A 19,634-nucleotide genomic window follows, 5' to 3' on the forward strand; every position below is an offset into this window, starting at 1 on the left:
ATGACGGCTATTTATTAATCGTTTGTACTATCCGGCATACCTTGCCGTTCTTATCTACCCCCTCTATGGTTATATCTTCCGGCGCAGTGCTGTCCGGAGTATAATATTCGATGGTTGCTTTTCCTTCTGCATCCAGTTGCAGTGACGGATTCCAATAGATAGTACTTCGTAAGTCCGAACGTTGTGCATCCTTCTTTTCGGGAGTATCATACGTAGGCTGATAGAATTCAACTGAATCGCTATACCCTAAGGGAGTGTATGTAATGATACCTTGTGCAGGTCTTGCAGGAAGGTCTTTTCCGGTTTTCAGGGTGATAACGATGGCACCGGCCGAACCGCGGGAACCTAATATTGCCGCATCTGCCCCACGGAGCAGGCTCAGGCTTGACATATCGCTGGTTTGTATCATAGTCAGTATATCGTTGTCGTCTTCATAGACAACATCGTCAATGACAATGACAGGTTGTTCGGGGTTATTGCGGATGTGAATCTCATTTCCGTTGGTCACACTGACTCCCGGAAGCCTGCTGACTGCATCGAAAGCTGTGTGTGCTCCGTAGCTTTCGAGCTTATCTCCCTCGATAGTGTAGGTGTTGATTCCACCGGTATAAATACTTTCCGAACGGGGTTTGGCACGGTTTCCTGTGATAAGCACTTCTTTCAGATTATACACTCTCATTCCGCCTTCCATATAATACTGGTCGCGGGTGTTAAGTAAATAGTCTTCCATGAAGGTTGCCGTTCCGTCACGGAAAGGAGATTTATGTGAGGTCACAGGATATTTGGGAGTGTCGATTTCTATATCTACTCCGGCAAATCCTCTTTTGGTGCGTGCCTGAACGAGGAAAGTCGTGCTGTCTCTGAAAGATGTATTCACGATAAATTCTCCTTTCTCGTCTGTCGTAGTAGTGGTGACGATATTCTGTTTGGGGGCTAAGATACAGATAGGACCTTTCTTTACATTACTTCCGAAGAAGCCTTTGATTCGTCCGCTGATGGTTTGCCCTTTTTCCATATAGTTAGTGAGATTAAGTGAAGGAGCAGCCAGTACGTTTTTGATATGATGTCTGCGCCATCCGTGAGTCATCATTAAGAAATCCAGTGTGCGTAAGGTTCTGAGGTCTTGACGAAGAAAATAGTATCCGGGGTTTTCTATATATCCTTTCAGATCTGAAGTCAGCAGAAGGTTTGATACGATATTATCTGCAAGAGAATCCGGTTGAATACTTCTCCGGTCAGTGATGCTGATAGAGAAATTGCCTTCTATGGAGCTACCGTTAGTATCTTTTGCGGAAATTTGGAGAGATACCTTTTCTCTTTTTCCGTATGCAGGTTTGTCGGGAAGGATTTGCCATTGATGAGGAGTCCGGTCGGGCACAAAGACTAGCCGCTCACTGAGTGCATTACCTTGCTGGTCGATTAGCATAAAATGGGTAATGCCTGCATTGAACAGGCTATCATTCATTCTTCCGAAAGTCCTGTCAGCATTGATGGGCTGAAGAATGGCCAGTCTGCCACGGGTGTGTGCTATCAAAAATAGCTTTTGAGGCCATTCGGTAGCTTCTGTTTTCTGAATTTCGTAGCGTATCTCTTTTTTGTAGTGCGTCATGGAAAGTCCGAAACCTTTGGGTTCTACAGCAGGCAGATCGAATCGCTTGCTGATACCGTCATTGGTCGTAGCGATCACATAATAGGAATTTCCGTTGATTGGATTTAACGTAAAAACTCCCATGCCGTCATGTTCCGAACGGAAAGCGGTCAATGTGTCTCCTTTAGCGTCGAACAGGAAGCCTTCTATTTCTTTTGAAAAACCATCTGTGCCCTGGGCTTTGAATGCTATATTTTGATGAGTGATAGCCAGTAAAGCACCACCTTCCGGGAAGAACTTGATATCGAAGTCTTTGTTGAATGAAGGCAGGTAGAAAGTCTTTTTATAAATATATTGCGGATCGTCAAACTCGACTTCGATATGACGGGTGGCGGCAGGCTTTAAATCGGGTAGTGAGATAGAAATCAGTCCGTTTTCGTCTGTTTTTCTTTTACCCTTATCTTTTAGTTTTTCATTCTCGATGTAGCGATAACGGACGGTCGTATTTTTGAAGGCTTCCTGGGTATTGCTCGTAAATTTAACTTTAGCTGTATAATGTGTCTCATCTTCCTGTTGGTATTCAATAGTTGAAACGATGGTATTGTCGATTGAATTACCAATCTTCAGATTACGTGAATAAAAGAATTCCGGTTCCTGGTTGAGCATCCAGTTGCTGTATCCCCGCAGGTAATAATCCCCGGCAGGAAGGGTAGGAGGAAGCGTGAAAGCATTTTGAAAGCCTAACGAATCCCTGCGGATTTTTCTTCGTTCCACAAGAGAGTCGGAACGATTGACAAGTTCAGTAATAATAAAGTTACTTTGCGTATTATCCTGGTGCGTAACTGCATTTACCAAATATCCTTTGAACCATATTTTTTCTCCGGCTCCGTAGAAGGGTTTGTCGAGGTGCAAGTATAGCTTTTCCTGAGGAACTTGTTCCAATATCTTGAAGTGAGCAATAATCGTATCCTGCATGTTTTGTGCGGATGCAGATAACGAGGAGAAGCACAATAACATTCCGATAAGGAAAATCATTGAACTTCTGTCCATAGAAAACGTAGTTTTGCTTTTCATATATTATATGTCTTTGTGAAAACTGCGTAAAAATAGCACTTATTTCGAAATCGTAAAAAGGATTTGTCGAAACAATACTGAATGTGTATGATATTACAAGCTTTAACGAGTATTTTACATCTATGCTTTATGCATCCATATGGAAAGAACTTTTCTTTTGACTGCTAATATGTTGATTACCGATACTATGATGAATAGCAGGATTCCCATACTGATAGCAGCCCATAACGTTCCTGTTTCCAGTTGCGGGAAAAGTAATCGGATGCTGTCTATGTAATAACCGCGTAGCCAGCAGACTAATCCGATGGACAGGACGAGTACGATAACATTTAGTCCAACTGTGAGTATCTGATAAGGCAATGCCACTCTGTTGGGGCTGTATCCTATTAGTAGCAGGCTTTCCAACTTGCTCGTGTTCTTCTGCAGCAGTAAGAAAATGCTCAGCATCAGGATATAGAATGAAAGAATACTGATAAATAAGCCTACTCCCAATACGATGCCTACGATAAGGCGGAGAAAATAAGTTGTTTTTCCGGCATCCAGTTTTCCGTCTTCCGTTTCGTATCCTTTCTTTTGAAAATAGCTGGCGATGGAAGAATCTGCCGGATTACTGACTTCGATAATCAACCGGGCAGGTTGTGCTTCTGCGTTCGGGGCAAAGTTTTCATTAGCCCATTTCATAAAAGATTGAGGAACAAGAATCGTATTCAGACGATTGGAGAAACCGACAATGTTTCCTTTATACTGTTCCACCCGTCCGTTACCGCGCATCATGATGTCCATTTGGATAAGTCCCATCAATCCTTCCGATAGTTTGGGCAGGCTGCGGCTTTGGGCAAAACCGAAATTATAAAGATTCAGATAGTTGCGCGGGATGATAATGGGGATGGTGTGAGTTTCTTTGTCAAAGTGCCATTTGTCGAGTTTGATGTCAACGAATTCGTCGGGAACGGACTCGAAAAACATATCGGTGGAAAGATGAATGCCTGCCTCTCTCATTCCCAGCCCTGCCGATACTTTGAATTGGGAAGGGGTAAAAGCTCCGATGGTCTTGGTGAATGGTTGTTTTTTCAGGTCGGCGATGTCTTCGGCGGTAAACGTGTTGTTCTTTCCGGCAAAAGAACCGAGTGTGCTGATTTTCTTTGTAGCGATGATGAAGTCTTGCTTCATAAAGCTGTCGCCTTCGGTAAACACCGGGATAACATCTTTATAAAACTGCACACTAAGCAATACAATCATCATACCGAATAGATTGGCTAAAAAGAAACCGGTCAGTTGGCCGATACTGATATGTTGACGGAGAAGTTTCCAGACAAGGGTATTCATTGTTTTATACTTAATTGTTTTAAGATGGAAAAATTAGGCACGGATTACGCGGATTACACGGTTCTCAGTAGTAAAAACCGTGTAATCCGCGTAATCCGTGCCTAATTCTTATGATATATTTTTTCACAGCATTATAATTTGAAAGTGTGATGATAAGGCAGCTCGATATGCTTGCCAATGGAAGTCGTGATTACTCCGGCTCCTTGCTTTTCGGCTTCGGCAATGATGAGTTCGCCCATAATGCGGCTGTTGTCATCATCCAGATGACTGATAGGCTCGTCCAGAAACAGAAAATCGAACGGCTGGCAGAGTGCGCGGATAAAGGCGACACGCTGTTGCTGTCCGAAAGAGAGTTTGCCGGCTTTGACGTTTATCTTATCCGCGATCCCCAGTTGTTCGAAGAATGTCAGAATCTCCTTTTTCTTCTTGCAGCCGGTGAGGTTATTCTTCAGTTGCACATTCTCAAGAGCGGTAAGCTCGGTGAAGATGCGTAAATCTTGAAAAAGCATACTCAGTGAATGTTTTCGCAGATCGACCCATTGCTTCACGGAGTATGCTTTGATATTGGTTTCATCGAAATTGATAATCCCCTGATAGTCGTTGCGGTAGCCATAGATATAGCTGCACAATGACGATTTTCCGGTGCCGGAAGCAGCTTCAATCAGATACATTTCTCCTTTCCGGAAGAAAAGGTCCTGATGCCATACATCTGAAGTCACCGAATTACGGTCAGCAAACACTTGGGGAAGTGTTTGCTGTAGGTGAATACTATTCATACCGTTTGTTTACAGATTACATGCCGGCAAATTGCTTGGCAAAGTCTACAATTTGTTTGAGGGCATTCACGTCTTTGTCTTTCAGGCAGAGGTCGATTTCGCTAACTTCTCCTTCGGAACTCATAGACAGGTAGGATACTTTGTTAGCCAGTTCAAGATAAGTCTTTACTTCTTTACCACCGAAACCTGCCAGCATTTTGACAACAGGAAGTTCGAGAATTGCTTCTGCATTAATAGCATAGAATACCGTTTTACCCTTCATCTCCGATGCATAAGGAGTTTCCTTGATAGACTTGTCTGCTGCTTTACCTACGTTTTTATAAAGTAACTCGTCGTTGGTAGCATACATCTGTTTATCTTTGATTCCATAGAATATATTCATACCTTTGGTTTTGTAGACATATTCGTCTTTTCCAAGTTCCAGAATATCTTCCCCTCTTTTCAAGCCCAGTGATTGTTTGTTCTTGTAAAGAGCTTCGAGTGCGTTTCCGTTCTTTACGTCTGCGTATAGCATGAATGTCGGAGCACTGTTCATGGTAACGTTAATCAATCCTGCAGAAATATCACCGTTGAACGAACTGAACAATTCTTTCACTTCATCAGCCTTGGCGATGGATATTGTGTTTCGGAATTCCTTATTTTCACTTAACAGGTTGTAAAGTCCTTCTCCTTTTACGCCTACGTTGAGGAACATCAGTGTAGAAGCCGGGAAGTATTTGACAAAAGTGTCGTTAGTTTTTCCAAACGATTCCATTTGCTTTTTCAACAATGCCTTAACAGCATCGTTTTCTGTGTAGTTTTCTGATTTGAGAGCAATCTTTCCTTTCTCAAAATTCAGTCCGCCTACGAGGGTAATGTCTTCCGGTTTTACTTCGGCGGGCAGACCCATACTTGCCTGGTTACGGTAGGTTGCCGGGATAGCTGCCATAGAAGCGAAGAAGTTGACATCACTCTTCTGTTTTTCCATTTTCTGGAAAGCGCCGGATTTCACGATACTGTTGTCGGCAGTCTGTTTCATCAGGGCAGTGATGCCTTCTTTCGCTTTATCTGTTTGCGAAGTACCGTTTACAGTAACAATCATTACAGTAGAATTGTTGAAAGCCAGCAGGCTACCATTCATGGTAGTGAAACTGTATCCGTCTGCTTCGCTGACTGGCTGACAGATTTGTTCTTTAACCATCACGTCTAGTGAAGCGTGCAGATTATCCTCATTGCTCACTTTACCTACTACGGCCGGATATGGGAAAGAAGATGAAGAAAATACATAGAATGGGGATTGTATGTCAATGCCCGATTCGCTGGGATTCTTCATGACTTTTTCCAATTGCTGGAAAGTAGCGGCGTTCATTCCGCTTTTCAGTGCTTCCAATACTTTTTGTTTGGCAGCTTCGTTCTCTTTGTCGTCCAGTCCTGCTTTGCCGGCGAGGGACTTGAGATTAATAGAAGCGACTACCGAAGCATCAGCCGGTATCACATTAGTGTACTCTGATGTCTTGGAACATGCTGCCAGAAAAACAATCAGTACTGCCAGTACCGAGAGTCGTGAAATCATTTTCTTTGCCATACTTATGTTATTTAAAAGTTGTATAATCATTGGTTCGGACGGTTACTATGGTTATTGATTTTGCAGGTTCAGCGTGTGGCAAGCTACCAGTGCCGCTGTCTCTGTACGAAGCCGTGACTTGCCCAGGCTGATGGGAACGAATCCCTGTCCGATGGCTTTCTTCACTTCCTCTTCACTGAAGTCTCCTTCGGGGCCTATCAATACGAGTGCGTCTTCTCCGGGTTTCAGGATATTCTTCAACATGGGTTTCTCGCCTTCATAACAATGGGCGATGAACTTCTGTCCCTTGAAATCCTGGGTGATAAACTTATCGAAATCTGTCATTTCATTCAGCTTGGGCAGACGGGCTTTGAGTGACTGCTTGATTGCTGAAATGAGAATTTTCTCGATTCGTTCGGTCTTGATAACTTTACGTTCGGAGAAACGGCAGTTGAGAAAAGTCAGCTCATCAAAGCCTATTTCGGTAGCTTTCTCTGCAAACCATTCGTTGCGGTCCATATTCTTGGTCGGTGCCATGGCAATATGCAAATGACAGGGCCAAAGCGGTTCTTGAAAGATTGTCTCTTTGATGGCTACCTGGCAACGTTTGTTGGTCGCAGCCGTGATTTCCGCTTTGTAGAAGTTACCCTTGCCATCGGTAAGGGTGATCTCATCTCCGATACTCAACCGCAGAACACGGGTGCAATGCTGTGCTTCCTCTTCTGGAAGTTCATTACTTTTTTGTATATCGGGAGTATAAAATACGTGCATAATAATAGTTACTGATTTTTATTTCTTGAATTGATTTGATCCCGTATCTGTGCGGCCAATTCGTAATTCTCATCTTTGATAGCCTGCTGCAATGCCTCTTCGAGAGAGATGGAAGCGGGAGCCGAAGAACTGTGCTCTTCTTCGGAGCCTTCGTCATCATCTGTTTCTTCGGAGCGATTTCTTTCTTCGGTAGATATATGCAGGCATTCCTGTTCAAGGATGGATTCATAGATCAGAATCGGGCAGTCGGCACGCACTGCCAGAGCTATTGCATCCGAAGTGCGTGCGTCGATACGTATGATTTCCTCGTCTTTTTTAAGGTAAACATAGGAGTAGAAAATACCATCTTTTGCTTTGTAGATTAACACACGTATCAAGCTCGCTCCCAGCACTGTGAGAGTGGTAATGAATAAATCATGTGTTAGCGGACGAGGTGTCTTGATTCCCTTCAGATACAAAGCGGTAGCCTGGGCTTCCGCCGGACCGATGATAATCGGCAATTGCCTTTCACCTTCCACTTCGCCTAATAACATAGCAAATGCGCCTACTTGCGCCTGGCTGTTTGTGATATTTATAACTTGTAATTCTACCTTTTTGTCCATTGCTTCTTACTTAATTTGTTTGACTCTCTCGCTGGTGCTTGTATTTGAATACCAAGGCAAACAGAATACCGATGACGAGTGCATACGCTGCAAATATCAGCCATATGTCTGTCCATTCACGACTTATCAGTTTGCCGTCGGCATATACGGAGAATGCATCTACTACAGCACCGCTGGCATATCCGCCGATGATTGCTCCCAATCCGTTGGTCATCATAAAGAATAACCCCTGCGCACTGGCACGAATGGAAGAATTGGTTTCTTGTTCAACAAACAGCGAACCGGAAATGTTGAAGAAATCAAAGGCCATGCCATAAACGATCATGGAAAGGATAAGCATCCATAGCCCGCTGCCAGGATCTCCGAAGCCGAACAAAGCAAAACGGAATACCCATGCGAACATACTGATTAACATTACTTGCTTGATACCAAAATGTCTCAAAAAGAAAGGTATAGCGAGAATAAACAGTGTCTCGGACATTTGTGAAATGGATAGGAGTATCACCGAATGTTTTACCCCAAAGGATTCCGCAAATTCCGGGATACTGGCAAAGCTACCCAAAAAGAGGTCGCCATACGTATTGGTAATCTGTAATGCTGCACCCAAAAGCATCGAGAAAAGGAAGAAAACAGCCATTTTCTTTCTCTTGAACAGTACTAATGCATCCAGCCCGAAAGCAGAAAGCAAGGATTTGTTTTCCGACTTAGTAGGCCGGCAAGCCGGGAGGGTGAAAGAATAGAATCCGAGTAGTAATGCGGATACGGCACCTACATAAAGCTGCGCACTCGAATTTTTGAATCCCGTAAGGTCTACAGCCCACATGGCGCAGATGAAACCGATTGTTCCCCATACACGGATAGGAGGAAAATCTTTGATAAGGTCGCACTTATATTGTTCCAGGGAATTGTATGATACTGTGTTGGCCAGTGATAAAGTCGGCATATATACCAACAGGTTGAGCAGCATAGCCCAGTACATTTGATCGTAGGTGGTTGCCGTAGAAGCATAAAAGAGACAAGCTGCTCCCGCAATATGGCAAAGTCCGTATAAACGTTCTGCATTAAACCATTTATCGGCAATGATACCGATAATACCAGGCATCACCAATGAAGCGATACCCATAGTGGCAAAAATGGCTCCGATCTGCCCACCTTCGAAGTGGAGTTCTCTACCCATATAACCACCTAGAGATATTAACCATGACCCCCATACAAAGAATTGCAGGAAGTTCATAATAATCAAACGAACTTTTATACTCATGACTTTTTTAATTTGTGTTTCTCTTTTATTGATAATAGATGCAAATATAATATTTTCATTGAATAGGTGGACTAGTAATTTGATAAAAAGGGGATAAAAAAGGGATAAATACGAAGAAACGGAGAGATTTGCAGTAGAAAAACTGAGAGGGGGGTATAAAAAAAAGAAGGCTATCTATCCCAGACAGCCAATCTTTGTTAACCTTAAATCTAATACCATGAAAAACACAGTGCAAAGATAAGAGGTTTTATGTTATACAACATAATGTTTTGCTATAAATCTTTTGTTTGTTAACTCTAATTAACTTTGTTACTTCTGATCTTCTGTTAGAACCTTCCACCTAACCACAATAAAGTAATTTTTTCCATCCGAATGGAATCCTGTCTCTAGCGTCTCTTTGGTCGCTGAGGCTATTCTACGTAAAGTACGAGGCCTTTGAGGTATTCCCCTTCGGGGTGGTAGATATTTACCGGATGGTCGGCGGGCTGAGTTAGCTGGTGCAGGATACGCACACTACGTCCCGACATGGCGGCTGCGGTAAATACGGCAGTACGGAAATTATCCTTGGTTACTACCTGTGAACAGGAGAAAGTAAACAAGATGCCGCCCGGCTTGATTTTCTCGAATGCTTTGGCATTCAGTTTCCGGTAACCTTGCAGGGCATTGCGCAAAGCATCTTTATGCTTGGCGAAAGCTGGCGGGTCAAGAACGATTAAGTCATACTGGTCGCCCATGCGGTCGAGGTATTTGAATGCGTCTTCGGCAAAAGCCTCGTGACGAGGGTCGCCGGGGAAGTTTAGTTCTACATTCTTGTTTGTTAAATCAATTGCTTTGGCAGAACTGTCGACAGAGTGGACGAGCGTCGCGCCGCCGCGCATGGCATAGAATGAGAATCCGCCGGTGTAACAGAACATATTCAGTACCGAACGGTCTTTGGCGTAGCGTTCCAATAAAGAACGGTTTTCACGCTGGTCTACAAAGAAACCGGTTTTCTGACCTTTCAGCCAGTCTACATGGAACTTCAAACCATATTCTTGCGCGATATTATCACTGCTTCCGCCTTTCAGGAAACCGTTTTCAGGGAAAAGGTCGGCTTTGAAAGGAAGCGTTGTCTCTGATTTATAATAGATGTTTTCAATGTTATCCCCCATTACTTCAGATAAAGCTTCGGCGATTGCCATACGGTCTACGTGCATTCCTGCCGAGTGAGCCTGCATGACAGCGGTCTTGGCATAAACGTCGATAACCAATCCGGGAAGGTTGTCACCTTCACCGTGTACGAGACGGTAAGTATTGTTCGTCGGATTGGTGGCGATACCGATACCTCGGCGCATGTCGTATGCTATTTCCAGTTTGCGTTTCCAGAAATCGTGGTCGATAGGTTCTTGGCGGAAAGAGAGTACACGCACAGCGATACTTCCGATTTGGAAATGTCCTTCGGCGATAAATTCTTTTTTAGAGGTGTATACTTCTACGACTTCACCTTCTTCGGGTTCTCCGTCGAAACGGGAGATTGCACCGGAGAAAATCCAGGGGTGAAATCTTTTGAGAGACTCTTCTTTGCCGGGTTTGAGGTATACTTTATGCATGATGTTTTATTTATCTGATTCAATTAAATGTTCTTCTTTCTTTTCTTCCGGGGCTATTTCATAATTGCCCGTCTGCTTCAGTTCTTGTAGCAGGTTATAGATGTTGAGACAAGCCCAGGCATCGGTGGCGGCATATTGTTTTTGTCCGTCGCTCAGTACGTCGGCTTCCCAATTGGACAAGCGTTGTGATTTGGAAATCTTTTCCTTGAACAGGATTGCGTAAATCTTTTGCAGGCTTTTGTCCTGGATACCGAACTGACGTACATAATCTTGCAACTCGATGCAACTCTGCTGAGTGAAAGGTGCACGTTTATGCAGCATCATAAAGTCATCTTTTAGTGAAAGGCCGACTTTAATCACGCCCGGATTTTCCAAGAGGTCGACTAATGGTTGGGTTAACCCTGTCATATTAAGACGAAACAAAAAACAACATTCCTCGGAAGAAATCTGAAGGAGTGCTACTTTATGCGATTGTCCTTTCGTGAAGGAAGGGCGTGTTTCACTATCGATACCTATCACAGGTTGGGATTGCAGGTAGGCTACCGCCTTCTCCGTTTCTGCTTCCGATTGGATAACATGGATTCGTCCCGGGAAAATAGTTTTCGGGAGCTCCTTTAATTCATCTTTATCTATGGTTCTTCTTACAATCATTTCTTATTTATTCTTCGTGGTGGCAATGACAGCCGTCTTCGTGACAGTGGCAATCGTCATCGTGGCAATGACAACCGTCTTCTTCACAACAACTGTCGCCATCGCTTGGTTCGTAAAATCCTTCTTCATCGCCCTCTGTCGCCTCGTCATCCTCTTCTTGTTGGTTATACTTCACGTCGTGGAGCGCACGCAGTGTGTTTACCAGCTTTTGCCCCCACAACATTCCGAAGTTCTCCTGGCAGAGTGCCAATGAGTCGTTCATAGTTTCGTTCAGTCCCAGTTGGAATACGAAGATAAAATCTCTGATATCCTGATAGATATCTGCCAAATCTTCCGAAATGGATTTTTTGATGGGTTGGTCGCTATAAACCATATCTTGTACGAATACGTCCAGATAATCATCCTTGTCGCCCATCAACTCCGCAATATTGATGCGCAGGATCTCGTAGATCTCCTCTGTCACATACGTTTCGAGTACTTCATCCCCGATAGTCTCACATTTCGGGAGCATAGATGCTTTGAGATAGAGCAGGGAAAGTATTTTCAGGGATGTATCAACGAAGTCGCTACGCTTCATGCGTTCGGCACGTTCGAGAAATGCGCAAAATTCGGCGGCTACCGTTACGAACTCAATTACATTCTTATCAAATATCGTTTGGCTTTCTTTTTCCATAATCAGTATTGATTTGAAACGCAAAGGTAAGAAAAAGGATTGAATGAGCGTAGCGCTCGTTATTTTTTTATTATTTTTGCGGCTTAGAATATGATTCCAATTTTATAAAAAGAATAAAAACTCATGGCAAAGAAGAAATTAGATAAGGAGACGGAGCGTACTCCCTCTTCCCCAAGTAAAATCGTTGCAATATTTAAGAATGAAACTGTTCATTTTGTCATCGGACTGATGCTGGTCATCTTTTCCGTTTACTTATTGTTGGCTTTTTCCTCGTTCTTTTTCACGGGAGCAGCCGACCAAAGTATTATTGACAGCGGAAATCCGGCAGACCTGTCGGTAGTTGACAATCATGTGAAGAACTATGCCGGTTCGCGCGGAGCACAGTTGGCGAGTTATCTGATTAATGACTGTTTTGGCATCTCTTCTTTCTTTATCCTTGTCTTTTTGGCTGTGGCGGGATTGAAGCTGATGCGTGTGCGTATTGTCCGGCTATGGAAATGGTTTATCGGATGTACACTGCTGCTGGTCTGGTTCTCCGTATTCTTCGGATTTGCCTTTATGGATCATTATCAGGATTCTTTTATCTATTTGGGCGGTATGCACGGATACAATGTCAGCCGTTGGCTGATTTCCCAGGTGGGTGTGCCCGGAGTATGGATGATTCTGTTGATAACGGCTATCTGTTTCTTTATATATATCAGTGCGCGTACGGTTATCTGGTTGCGCAAACTTTTCGCGTTGAATTTCTTGAAACGTAAGAAGAGAGAAGAAGTGGAGGCAGCTCCGGCAGGAGAGGGTGATCCGGAATTTACAACCTCTCAACCGCAAGAAGTAGAATTTAACTTGAAACGAACCTATAAGCAGACGCCGCCGGTGCCTGTGATGGATATACAATCTGAAGAGCGTGAAGAAGAGGAAGACTTTCCGGTGAATCAACCGGAAACGGAAGAATCCTCTCCCTTATCTGACGAAAGCGAAGGAGTGACTATGGTGTTTGAACCGGCTGCTTCTGATTCTGTTGTATCAGCTTCGAAGGAAACTACTGAGGACGAAGAACCTGGATTTCAGGTAGAGCCGGCCGCTTCGGAAGAAGAATATCAGGGACCGGAGATGGAGCCTTACAATCCGACCAAGGATTTGGAGAATTATCGTTTCCCTACCATTGACTTGATGAAGCATTTCGAGAATGACGACCCGACGATTGATATGGATGAGCAGAATGCGAATAAAGACCGTATCATCAATACGCTACGTAGCTTCGGTATTGAAATCAGTACGATTAAGGCAACGGTAGGTCCTACGGTCACTCTCTATGAAATCACTCCCGAGCAAGGTGTGCGTATTTCCAAGATTCGCGGATTGGAAGACGATATTGCGCTAAGTCTGTCTGCTGACGGTATCCGTATCATCGCTCCGATACCGGGCAAAGGAACCATAGGTATCGAAGTTCCTAACAAGAATCCGAAAATAGTATCCGGTCAGAGTGTAATCGGTAGCAAGAAATTCCAGGAATCGAAATATGATTTGCCTATTGTATTGGGTAAGACAATTACAAATGAAGTCTTTATGTTCGACCTTTGCAAGATGCCGCACGTGTTGGTGGCAGGTGCGACTGGTCAGGGTAAGTCTGTCGGACTGAACGCGATTATTACGTCTTTATTATACAAGAAGCATCCGGCCGAACTGAAATTTGTTCTGGTCGACCCGAAGAAAGTGGAATTCAGCATTTACTCAGTCATTGAAAATCATTTCCTTGCCAAGCTTCCCGACGGTGGTGAACCGATTATTACAGACGTGACGAAGGTAGTGCAAACCCTGAATTCTGTCTGCGTGGAAATGGATACACGCTATGATCTGTTGAAAATGGCGCATGTGCGTAACGTCAAAGAATATAATGAGAAGTTTGTCAACCGTCGCCTGAATCCGGAGAAGGGGCATAAATTTATGCCGTATATCGTAGTCGTTATTGATGAGTTCGGTGATTTGATTATGACGGCAGGCAAGGAAGTGGAACTCCCGATTGCCCGTATCGCCCAATTGGCGCGTGCTGTCGGTATTCACATGATTATCGCTACGCAGCGTCCGACTACTAATATTATTACAGGTACGATTAAGGCAAACTTCCCGGCCCGTATCGCTTTCCGTGTATCTGCTATGATGGACTCCCGTACTATTCTTGACCGTCCGGGGGCAAACCGTCTGATTGGAAAGGGAGACATGCTTTTCTTGCAGGGAGCTGACCCGGTGCGTGTGCAGTGTGCCTTTATTGATACGCCGGAAGTAGAAGAGATTACGAAGTTTATTGCCCGTCAGCAGAGTTATCCTACTCCGTTCTTCCTGCCCGAATATGTGAGTGAGGATAGCGGTAGTGAAGTGGGGGACATTGATATGGGACGTCTTGATCCGTTGTTCGAAGATGCTGCCCGGTTGGTCGTTATTCATCAGCAAGGTTCCACTTCGTTGATTCAACGTAAATTTGCTATCGGCTATAATCGTGCCGGCCGTATCATGGATCAGCTCGAAAAAGCAGGAATCGTTGGACCTACGCAGGGAAGTAAAGCGCGTGACGTGCTTTGTATCGACGATAATGACCTCGAAATGCGTTTGAACAATTTGCAGTAATCAATCGTTTATTAATCAAATGAGAAAATACATTTTTAGTGTTTTAATAGCTTTACTGTCATTGCCTGTGATTGCTCAACAACAGCAGTCGCAGGCTAAAGTTGTTCTTGATAAAACAGCCGAAGCATTTCGTAGAGCGGGTGGCGTGAAGGCCGACTTTACGGTGAAAGCTATAACGAACGGTTTGGCGGAAGGAGCGGAAAACGGAACCATTCAATTGAAAGGAGAGAAGTTTGTGCTGAAAACCTCTGATATCGTTACTTGGTTTGACGGAAAGACACAGTGGAGTTATGTGCCGAAGAATGATGAAGTGAATGTCAGCAATCCAACTCAGGAAGAGTTGCAGCAGATTAACCCTTATACATTCCTCTATATGTATCAGAAAGGATTTTCCTATAAGCTGGGAACTGCAAAAACATATCAGGGAAAGGCTGTCTGGGAAGTGATCCTCACGGCAAAGGATAAGAAGCAAGAGTTGGAACGCATTACTCTTTATGTGACGAAGGATGCTTACGAACCTCTGTATATTCTGCTTCAACAACGTGGGCAACAGACGCGTAATGAAATAACCATTACAAGTTATCAGACACGGCAGAATTACGCGGATAGTATTTTTGTTTTCAATAGAAAGCAATATCCGGGTGCAGAGGTTATTGATTTGAGATAAAGTGTTTTTGAATAACAAAACAATAAAAGTATAATAAAATGGCAGAAATAGAAAAAGTTAAGTGCCTGATTATTGGTTCAGGACCTGCCGGATACACGGCAGCAATTTATGCGGGACGTGCAAATTTGTGTCCGGTGCTTTATGAAGGATTGCAGCCCGGTGGTCAGTTGACTACGACTACGGATGTTGAAAATTTCCCCGGTTATCCGGAGGGTATCAGTGGTCCGCAGTTGATGGAAGATTTGCGGGCGCAAGCGAGCCGTTTCGGGACAGATGTTCGTTTTGGTATTGCTACTGCGGCAGATTTGAGTAAGGCTCCTTATAAAATAACGATTGACGGAGAGAAAGAAATCGAAGCGGAAACATTGATTATCTCTACGGGAGCGACAGCTAAGTATCTGGGGCTGGAAGACGAAAAGAAATATGCCGGAATGGGAGTCAGTGCTTGTGCTACTTGTGACGGTTTCTTCTATCGTAAGAAAGTGGTTGCCGTTGTTGGTGGCGGTGATACGGCTTGTGAAGAAGCGGTTTATCTTGCGGGACTTGCGTCAAAAGTATATCTGATTGTCCGCAAGCCTTTCTTGCGTGCATCGAAGATTATGCAGGAGCGTGTGGAGAAGCATGAAAAGATTGAAGTCTTGTTTGAGCATAATGTAGTAGGCTTGTTTGGCGACAATGGTGTAGAGGGTATGAATCTTGTGAAACGTTGGGGTGAATCGGACGAAGAACGATACAGCCTGCCTATTGATGGTTTTTTCCTGGCTATCGGTCATAAGCCGAATTCTGATATATTCAAGGATTATATCGACACGGATGAAGTGGGTTATATTATTACTGATGGAGATAGTCCTCGTACGAAAGTCCCCGGAGTATTTGCTGCGGGAGATGTAGCCGATCCTCATTATCGCCAGGCTATTACAGCGGCAGGTAGTGGTTGTAAGGCTGCTATCGAAGCTGAACGTTATCTTTCTGCAAAAGGGGTTATTTGATAAATATATCGTTTGATATATTAGAGATAAAAATAGATGAATGATAATCGTGCTATTTTGGTGTGATAACTCTTAGAATAAAATGGTGGACATCAGTTTGAAACTACTGCCCACCATTTTTTATATCTGATTTTATAGGATCATTGATGCTTAATAAGCCTCAATCTCATCAATCCACAATTCGGCGGGAATAACTTCCGGACCGTTGTTCTTCTCGAAATTAACTCCATTGCGCAATGTACCGCCACTTTTAATCTTAACTTTCAAGAAAGTAGCCTGTGTCGGTTCAAATTCGATAGAATCGGTGAAAGCGATTCTTCCTGTTTCCGGATAATCGTGTTGCAGGGCTTTTTCGGCTATCTGGGTATATTCTTTACCGTCAGCAGATACCTCTATGGCAACCCCACCGGCGGGAAGCATTCTCATGGCAGGATTGAACAAAGAACCGAAGACGACCTTGCTTACTTGGGTCGGTTGATTCAGATTTACAGTGAATTCTAAATCTTTCCCTTCAGTAATGGCGAAGCTGCTCCAAGGATTATAAGAAGCACCGTTTCCTCGTTTTCCGTTAGTCAGACCGAAAGTAGTCTTGTCTGCTCCCATCACATCATTTTCGTCGAATATATCGCCCGTCCATCCCATCTTATAATTGACAGTAAACGGTTTTCCTGCTAATAAATTGCCATATAGCGGCTTGTGAGTAACTTTGCCTAGCATTTTCCCGTCTTTGAAAGCGGCAGCTTTCAAGTCGATGTTTCCTTCGAGTACGAAAGGCTGTTCATATAGGGTGGATGTTGTAGATGGTTCGCTGCCGTCTGTTGTATATCGGATTTCTGCATTCGGATAGAAAGACTCTAACAATACCATTAACGGACCGTTTTCGTCTGCATGCGTGTTAACGTTTACTTCAAAGAAGTTACGGCAGGGTTTTGTATCCATTATTTCCAAACGCTCAAATACGGCAACCATGCGTTCGCAGAAATTCTTCCAGTCTTTGTTGGCATCCAATGTCCATCCGGTTTCCGCGATAGCCATTGCACGCGGGAAAGCCTGGTAATCCGTGCGGTCGGAGGTTTTCATATATTCTCTCCAAATATTACCTTGCATGCCGATGACATGTTTCTTCACTAATTCGTCGGCATCATCCGGGACGGGGTTGTAGCTATACGTCTTTTTCAAAGTAGTGTATCCGCCGATGGTAGTCGGGGCGATAGCCGGGTCTTCCTGATAGAAGTCCAGATAAGCATAGGGCATAGGAGTCATAATGGCATTATGACCGGCTTTGGCGGCATTCAGCCCACCTTCCACACCACGCCATGACATAACGGTTGCATTCGGGGCCAGTCCGCCTTCCAGGATTTCATCCCAGCCGATAATGTTTCGTCCTTTGCCATTCAAGTATTTTTCCATGCGGGTGACGAAGTAACTTTGCAGTTTATCTTCTTTGCTATGTTTCACTCCATCCACTTTGCTCGGAGTCACGTCGTCTTTCAAGCCCAACTGGCGGATTAACTGCTGGCAGAAAGCACTGTTCTTCCAAGCCGTTTTGGGGCATTCGTCGCCACCGATATGGATATATTCGCTGGGGAATAGCTCTACCACTTCGTCCATCACTCCTTCGAAGAACTTGAAAGTCGTTTCGCTCGGGCAGAATACTTGCTCGAATACACCCCAGGTAGGAGAGACTTTATATGTTTGTGTAGGATCACAAGACAGTTCAGGATAAGAAGCGAGTGCAGCCAATGCATGTCCCGGCATTTCTATTTCGGGAATGACATTAATATATTTGCTTGCAGCATACGCTACTACATCCTTGATTTGTTCCTGCGTATAATATCCGCCATGCTCTTCTCCGTCAAATACTTGCGGATAGTTTACGAAGTAATAATCTATCAACGTCTTTTCACGTTTGGAGCCGATTTCAGTCAGTTTGGGATATTTCTTGATTTCAATTCTCCATCCCTGGTCGTCTGTCAGATGCCAATGGAAAGTATTCATCTTGTTCATAGCCAACTGGTCGATGAACTTATAAATATAATCTATCGGTACGTAATGGCGGCAAACGTCCAGCATCAGTCCGCGATAAACAAAGCGCGGAGCGTCTTCGATTTCTACGGCGGGAACTGACCAGTTTGCTTTTTTATCCGTTTGTTTTCCATAAACAGCCGGGGGGAGCAGTTGGAAAATGGTCTGTACGCCATAGAAAAATCCGTTGGGTTGGGAAGCGCTGAGTGTAATGAGGTCAGAAGTAACAGAGAGCTTGTAGCCTTCCTTCGGCATCCCTTCCTCGATAACAAAGCAGATTGCCGGTTTTCCATCTGCGCTTTCTGCTTCTTTCAGAGAAATGCCTGCTGTCAGTTCCAGTTGTTGGGCTAAACCATTAGCGATTTCTTTTACTTCGGGCGCATGGGGAGGAACTATTAGGCTGACCTTATTGCTTAATTTAAAACGCCCTTCCCTTGGGATAATTTGATTGGGTTTGGGAACGATGTTGTACTCGTTCGCCACTTCTTTTGACTTTTGACAACTGGGGGTAATCATTAGCAAAGACAAAAGAAGAAGAGAAATACTTTTCTTCATGGTCATAATGTGTGTTAAGTTATAAATAAATTTGACAGGACAAATGTACTTGTTTAAATGATAAGTTCCAATTATATGGAAATAAAAAAAGCCGGAACTTGAAAGGCTCCGGAACTTAAAATAATGTTTATCCTTTTAATTTGGATACTGTTTTTATCCAATCTTGCTTATTTTCTTCAGCTTCTCTTCTTCGATGATTTTTATCTTTCTTCCGTCGATAGTAATCAGTCTCTCCGTGGCAAACTGAGACAGCGTGCGGATAGCGTTCGAAGTAGTCATATTCGAAAGATTTGCCAAATCTTCGCGTGACAGGTAAATACTCAGGGTTGAGCCGTCTTCTTCCAGCCCATAACTTTCTTTCAGGAAAATCAAGGATTCGGCGAGACGTCCGCGGATATGTTTTTGAGTCAGGTTGACAGTGCGTTCGTCGGAGATGCCGAGGTCGATAGAAAGTTGGCGGATAAAGAACATTGCCAGGTCGTTGTTCTGGGCAATCAGGGTAGCAATGGCACTCATAGGAATCAGACAGACAACAGAAGGTTCGAAAGCTGCCGCAGCAGTTACAAAATCCTCTTTGGCAAAATAGGCACGATAAGCAAAATATTCGCGTGGTTTAATCATGCGGATAATCTGACTTCTACCCCCTACGCCATCTTTGAAGATTTTGACTTTGCCGTTGATAAGGCACATCAGATGAGATGGTGTTTCTCCTTCACAATAGATGGTTTCATTCTTTTTGTAGGTCTGTATCGTATAATTGTTCATCAGAAACTCCTTTTGCTCGTCATTTAAAGGAGCTAACATGTCGGATAACGGTTCCGAAATATCTATGTCTGACATATTCATTTTTACCATGGGTGCTACAAAACTGTGTTATACAGCACAAAAGTAGAAATAAAAAATGAAAAAATGCACGAATCTA

At 43.8% G+C, this 19,634-nt stretch carries 15 protein-coding genes; 3 read left to right on the forward strand and 12 right to left on the reverse strand.

The window, feature by feature from the left end; genetic code table 11:
- Nucleotides 1-7 precede the first annotated feature (7 nt).
- The 10 genes from BacF7301_RS11390 to BacF7301_RS11435 form a co-directional block, all read right to left on the reverse strand.
- On the reverse strand, nucleotides 8-2,662 hold the full coding sequence (locus BacF7301_RS11390; protein WP_167962868.1) for a TonB-dependent receptor plug domain-containing protein: 2,655 nt from the start codon (nucleotides 2,660-2,662) through the stop codon (nucleotides 8-10).
- Nucleotides 2,663-2,782: 120 nt separating this feature from the next.
- Nucleotides 2,783-3,988, reverse strand: a complete 1,206-nt coding sequence (locus tag BacF7301_RS11395) for a transporter (RefSeq protein WP_167962870.1) — start codon at nucleotides 3,986-3,988, stop codon at nucleotides 2,783-2,785.
- A gap of 131 nt (nucleotides 3,989-4,119) precedes the next feature.
- The gene (locus tag BacF7301_RS11400; RefSeq protein WP_167962872.1) at nucleotides 4,120-4,764 is read right to left on the reverse strand and encodes an ATP-binding cassette domain-containing protein; all 645 of its coding nucleotides are present in this window, start codon (nucleotides 4,762-4,764) and stop codon (nucleotides 4,120-4,122) included.
- Between the two features lie 16 nt (nucleotides 4,765-4,780).
- Nucleotides 4,781-6,328 (reverse strand): DUF4836 family protein, encoded by a 1,548-nt coding sequence (locus BacF7301_RS11405; RefSeq protein ID WP_167962874.1) that lies wholly within the window; start codon nucleotides 6,326-6,328, stop codon nucleotides 4,781-4,783.
- A gap of 51 nt (nucleotides 6,329-6,379) precedes the next feature.
- The gene (locus tag BacF7301_RS11410; protein WP_167962876.1) at nucleotides 6,380-7,078 is read right to left on the reverse strand and encodes a 16S rRNA (uracil(1498)-N(3))-methyltransferase; all 699 of its coding nucleotides are present in this window, start codon (nucleotides 7,076-7,078) and stop codon (nucleotides 6,380-6,382) included.
- Between the two features lie 8 nt (nucleotides 7,079-7,086).
- A complete protein-coding gene (locus BacF7301_RS11415) occupies nucleotides 7,087-7,680 on the reverse strand; it encodes a bifunctional nuclease family protein (protein ID WP_167962878.1) in 594 nt (197 codons plus the stop codon).
- Nucleotides 7,681-7,690: 10 nt separating this feature from the next.
- Nucleotides 7,691-8,941 (reverse strand): nucleoside permease, encoded by a 1,251-nt coding sequence (locus tag BacF7301_RS11420; RefSeq protein WP_167962880.1) that lies wholly within the window; start codon nucleotides 8,939-8,941, stop codon nucleotides 7,691-7,693.
- 410 nt (nucleotides 8,942-9,351) lie between these two features.
- Entirely contained in the window at nucleotides 9,352-10,530 is a 1,179-nt protein-coding gene (locus tag BacF7301_RS11425) for a class I SAM-dependent rRNA methyltransferase (protein WP_167962882.1), read from the reverse strand.
- A gap of 6 nt (nucleotides 10,531-10,536) precedes the next feature.
- Nucleotides 10,537-11,181, reverse strand: a complete 645-nt coding sequence (locus tag BacF7301_RS11430) for a 3'-5' exonuclease (protein ID WP_167962884.1) — start codon at nucleotides 11,179-11,181, stop codon at nucleotides 10,537-10,539.
- A gap of 7 nt (nucleotides 11,182-11,188) precedes the next feature.
- Nucleotides 11,189-11,854 carry a DUF5063 domain-containing protein gene (locus BacF7301_RS11435; RefSeq protein WP_167962886.1) on the reverse strand — a complete coding sequence of 222 codons (666 nt, stop codon included), beginning with the start codon at nucleotides 11,852-11,854 and terminating at the stop codon, nucleotides 11,189-11,191.
- Nucleotides 11,855-11,977: 123 nt separating this feature from the next.
- Here BacF7301_RS11435 and BacF7301_RS11440 point away from each other — a divergent pair, with 123 nt between their 5' ends.
- The 3 genes from BacF7301_RS11440 to trxB are packed head-to-tail and all read left to right on the forward strand — an operon-like array spanning nucleotide 11,978 to nucleotide 16,132.
- The gene (locus tag BacF7301_RS11440) at nucleotides 11,978-14,476 is read left to right on the forward strand and encodes a DNA translocase FtsK (RefSeq protein WP_167962888.1); all 2,499 of its coding nucleotides are present in this window, start codon (nucleotides 11,978-11,980) and stop codon (nucleotides 14,474-14,476) included.
- 19 nt (nucleotides 14,477-14,495) lie between these two features.
- A complete protein-coding gene (gene lolA1 / locus BacF7301_RS11445) occupies nucleotides 14,496-15,143 on the forward strand; it encodes an outer membrane lipoprotein periplasmic chaperone LolA1 (protein WP_167962890.1) in 648 nt (215 codons plus the stop codon).
- A gap of 38 nt (nucleotides 15,144-15,181) precedes the next feature.
- Nucleotides 15,182-16,132 carry a thioredoxin-disulfide reductase gene (trxB, locus tag BacF7301_RS11450; RefSeq protein ID WP_167962892.1) on the forward strand — a complete coding sequence of 317 codons (951 nt, stop codon included), beginning with the start codon at nucleotides 15,182-15,184 and terminating at the stop codon, nucleotides 16,130-16,132.
- A 150-nt stretch (nucleotides 16,133-16,282) separates the two neighbouring features.
- On the opposite strand, the gene BacF7301_RS11455 is transcribed toward trxB, so the two are convergent.
- Together BacF7301_RS11455 and BacF7301_RS11460 are read right to left on the reverse strand one after the other, a co-directional pair.
- Nucleotides 16,283-18,712, reverse strand: a complete 2,430-nt coding sequence (locus BacF7301_RS11455; protein ID WP_167962894.1) for a glycoside hydrolase family 20 protein — start codon at nucleotides 18,710-18,712, stop codon at nucleotides 16,283-16,285.
- Nucleotides 18,713-18,865: 153 nt separating this feature from the next.
- Complete coding sequence (locus BacF7301_RS11460; protein ID WP_167962896.1) at nucleotides 18,866-19,567, reverse strand: Crp/Fnr family transcriptional regulator; 702 nt, start codon at nucleotides 19,565-19,567, stop codon at nucleotides 18,866-18,868.
- Nucleotides 19,568-19,634: the final 67 nt, after the last annotated feature.

The organism is Bacteroides faecium (assembly GCF_012113595.1).
GTDB classification, from domain to species: Bacteria; Bacteroidota; Bacteroidia; order Bacteroidales; family Bacteroidaceae; genus Bacteroides; species Bacteroides faecium.

Coding starts and splice junctions, on each gene's coding strand:
- lolA1 (WP_167962890.1), top strand. CDS start 14,496: ATGAGAAAATACATTTTTAGTGTTTTAATAGCTTTACTGTCATTGCCT.
- BacF7301_RS11405 (WP_167962874.1), bottom strand. CDS start 6,328: ATGGCAAAGAAAATGATTTCACGACTCTCGGTACTGGCAGTACTGATT.
- BacF7301_RS11415 (WP_167962878.1), bottom strand. CDS start 7,680: ATGGACAAAAAGGTAGAATTACAAGTTATAAATATCACAAACAGCCAG.
- BacF7301_RS11430 (WP_167962884.1), bottom strand. CDS start 11,181: ATGATTGTAAGAAGAACCATAGATAAAGATGAATTAAAGGAGCTCCCG.
- BacF7301_RS11410 (WP_167962876.1), bottom strand. CDS start 7,078: ATGCACGTATTTTATACTCCCGATATACAAAAAAGTAATGAACTTCCA.
- BacF7301_RS11455 (WP_167962894.1), bottom strand. CDS start 18,712: ATGAAGAAAAGTATTTCTCTTCTTCTTTTGTCTTTGCTAATGATTACC.
- BacF7301_RS11425 (WP_167962882.1), bottom strand. CDS start 10,530: ATGCATAAAGTATACCTCAAACCCGGCAAAGAAGAGTCTCTCAAAAGA.
- BacF7301_RS11435 (WP_167962886.1), bottom strand. CDS start 11,854: ATGGAAAAAGAAAGCCAAACGATATTTGATAAGAATGTAATTGAGTTC.
- BacF7301_RS11420 (WP_167962880.1), bottom strand. CDS start 8,941: ATGAGTATAAAAGTTCGTTTGATTATTATGAACTTCCTGCAATTCTTT.
- trxB (WP_167962892.1), top strand. CDS start 15,182: ATGGCAGAAATAGAAAAAGTTAAGTGCCTGATTATTGGTTCAGGACCT.
- BacF7301_RS11390 (WP_167962868.1), bottom strand. CDS start 2,662: ATGAAAAGCAAAACTACGTTTTCTATGGACAGAAGTTCAATGATTTTC.
- BacF7301_RS11460 (WP_167962896.1), bottom strand. CDS start 19,567: ATGGTAAAAATGAATATGTCAGACATAGATATTTCGGAACCGTTATCC.
- BacF7301_RS11400 (WP_167962872.1), bottom strand. CDS start 4,764: ATGAATAGTATTCACCTACAGCAAACACTTCCCCAAGTGTTTGCTGAC.
- BacF7301_RS11440 (WP_167962888.1), top strand. CDS start 11,978: ATGGCAAAGAAGAAATTAGATAAGGAGACGGAGCGTACTCCCTCTTCC.
- BacF7301_RS11395 (WP_167962870.1), bottom strand. CDS start 3,988: ATGAATACCCTTGTCTGGAAACTTCTCCGTCAACATATCAGTATCGGC.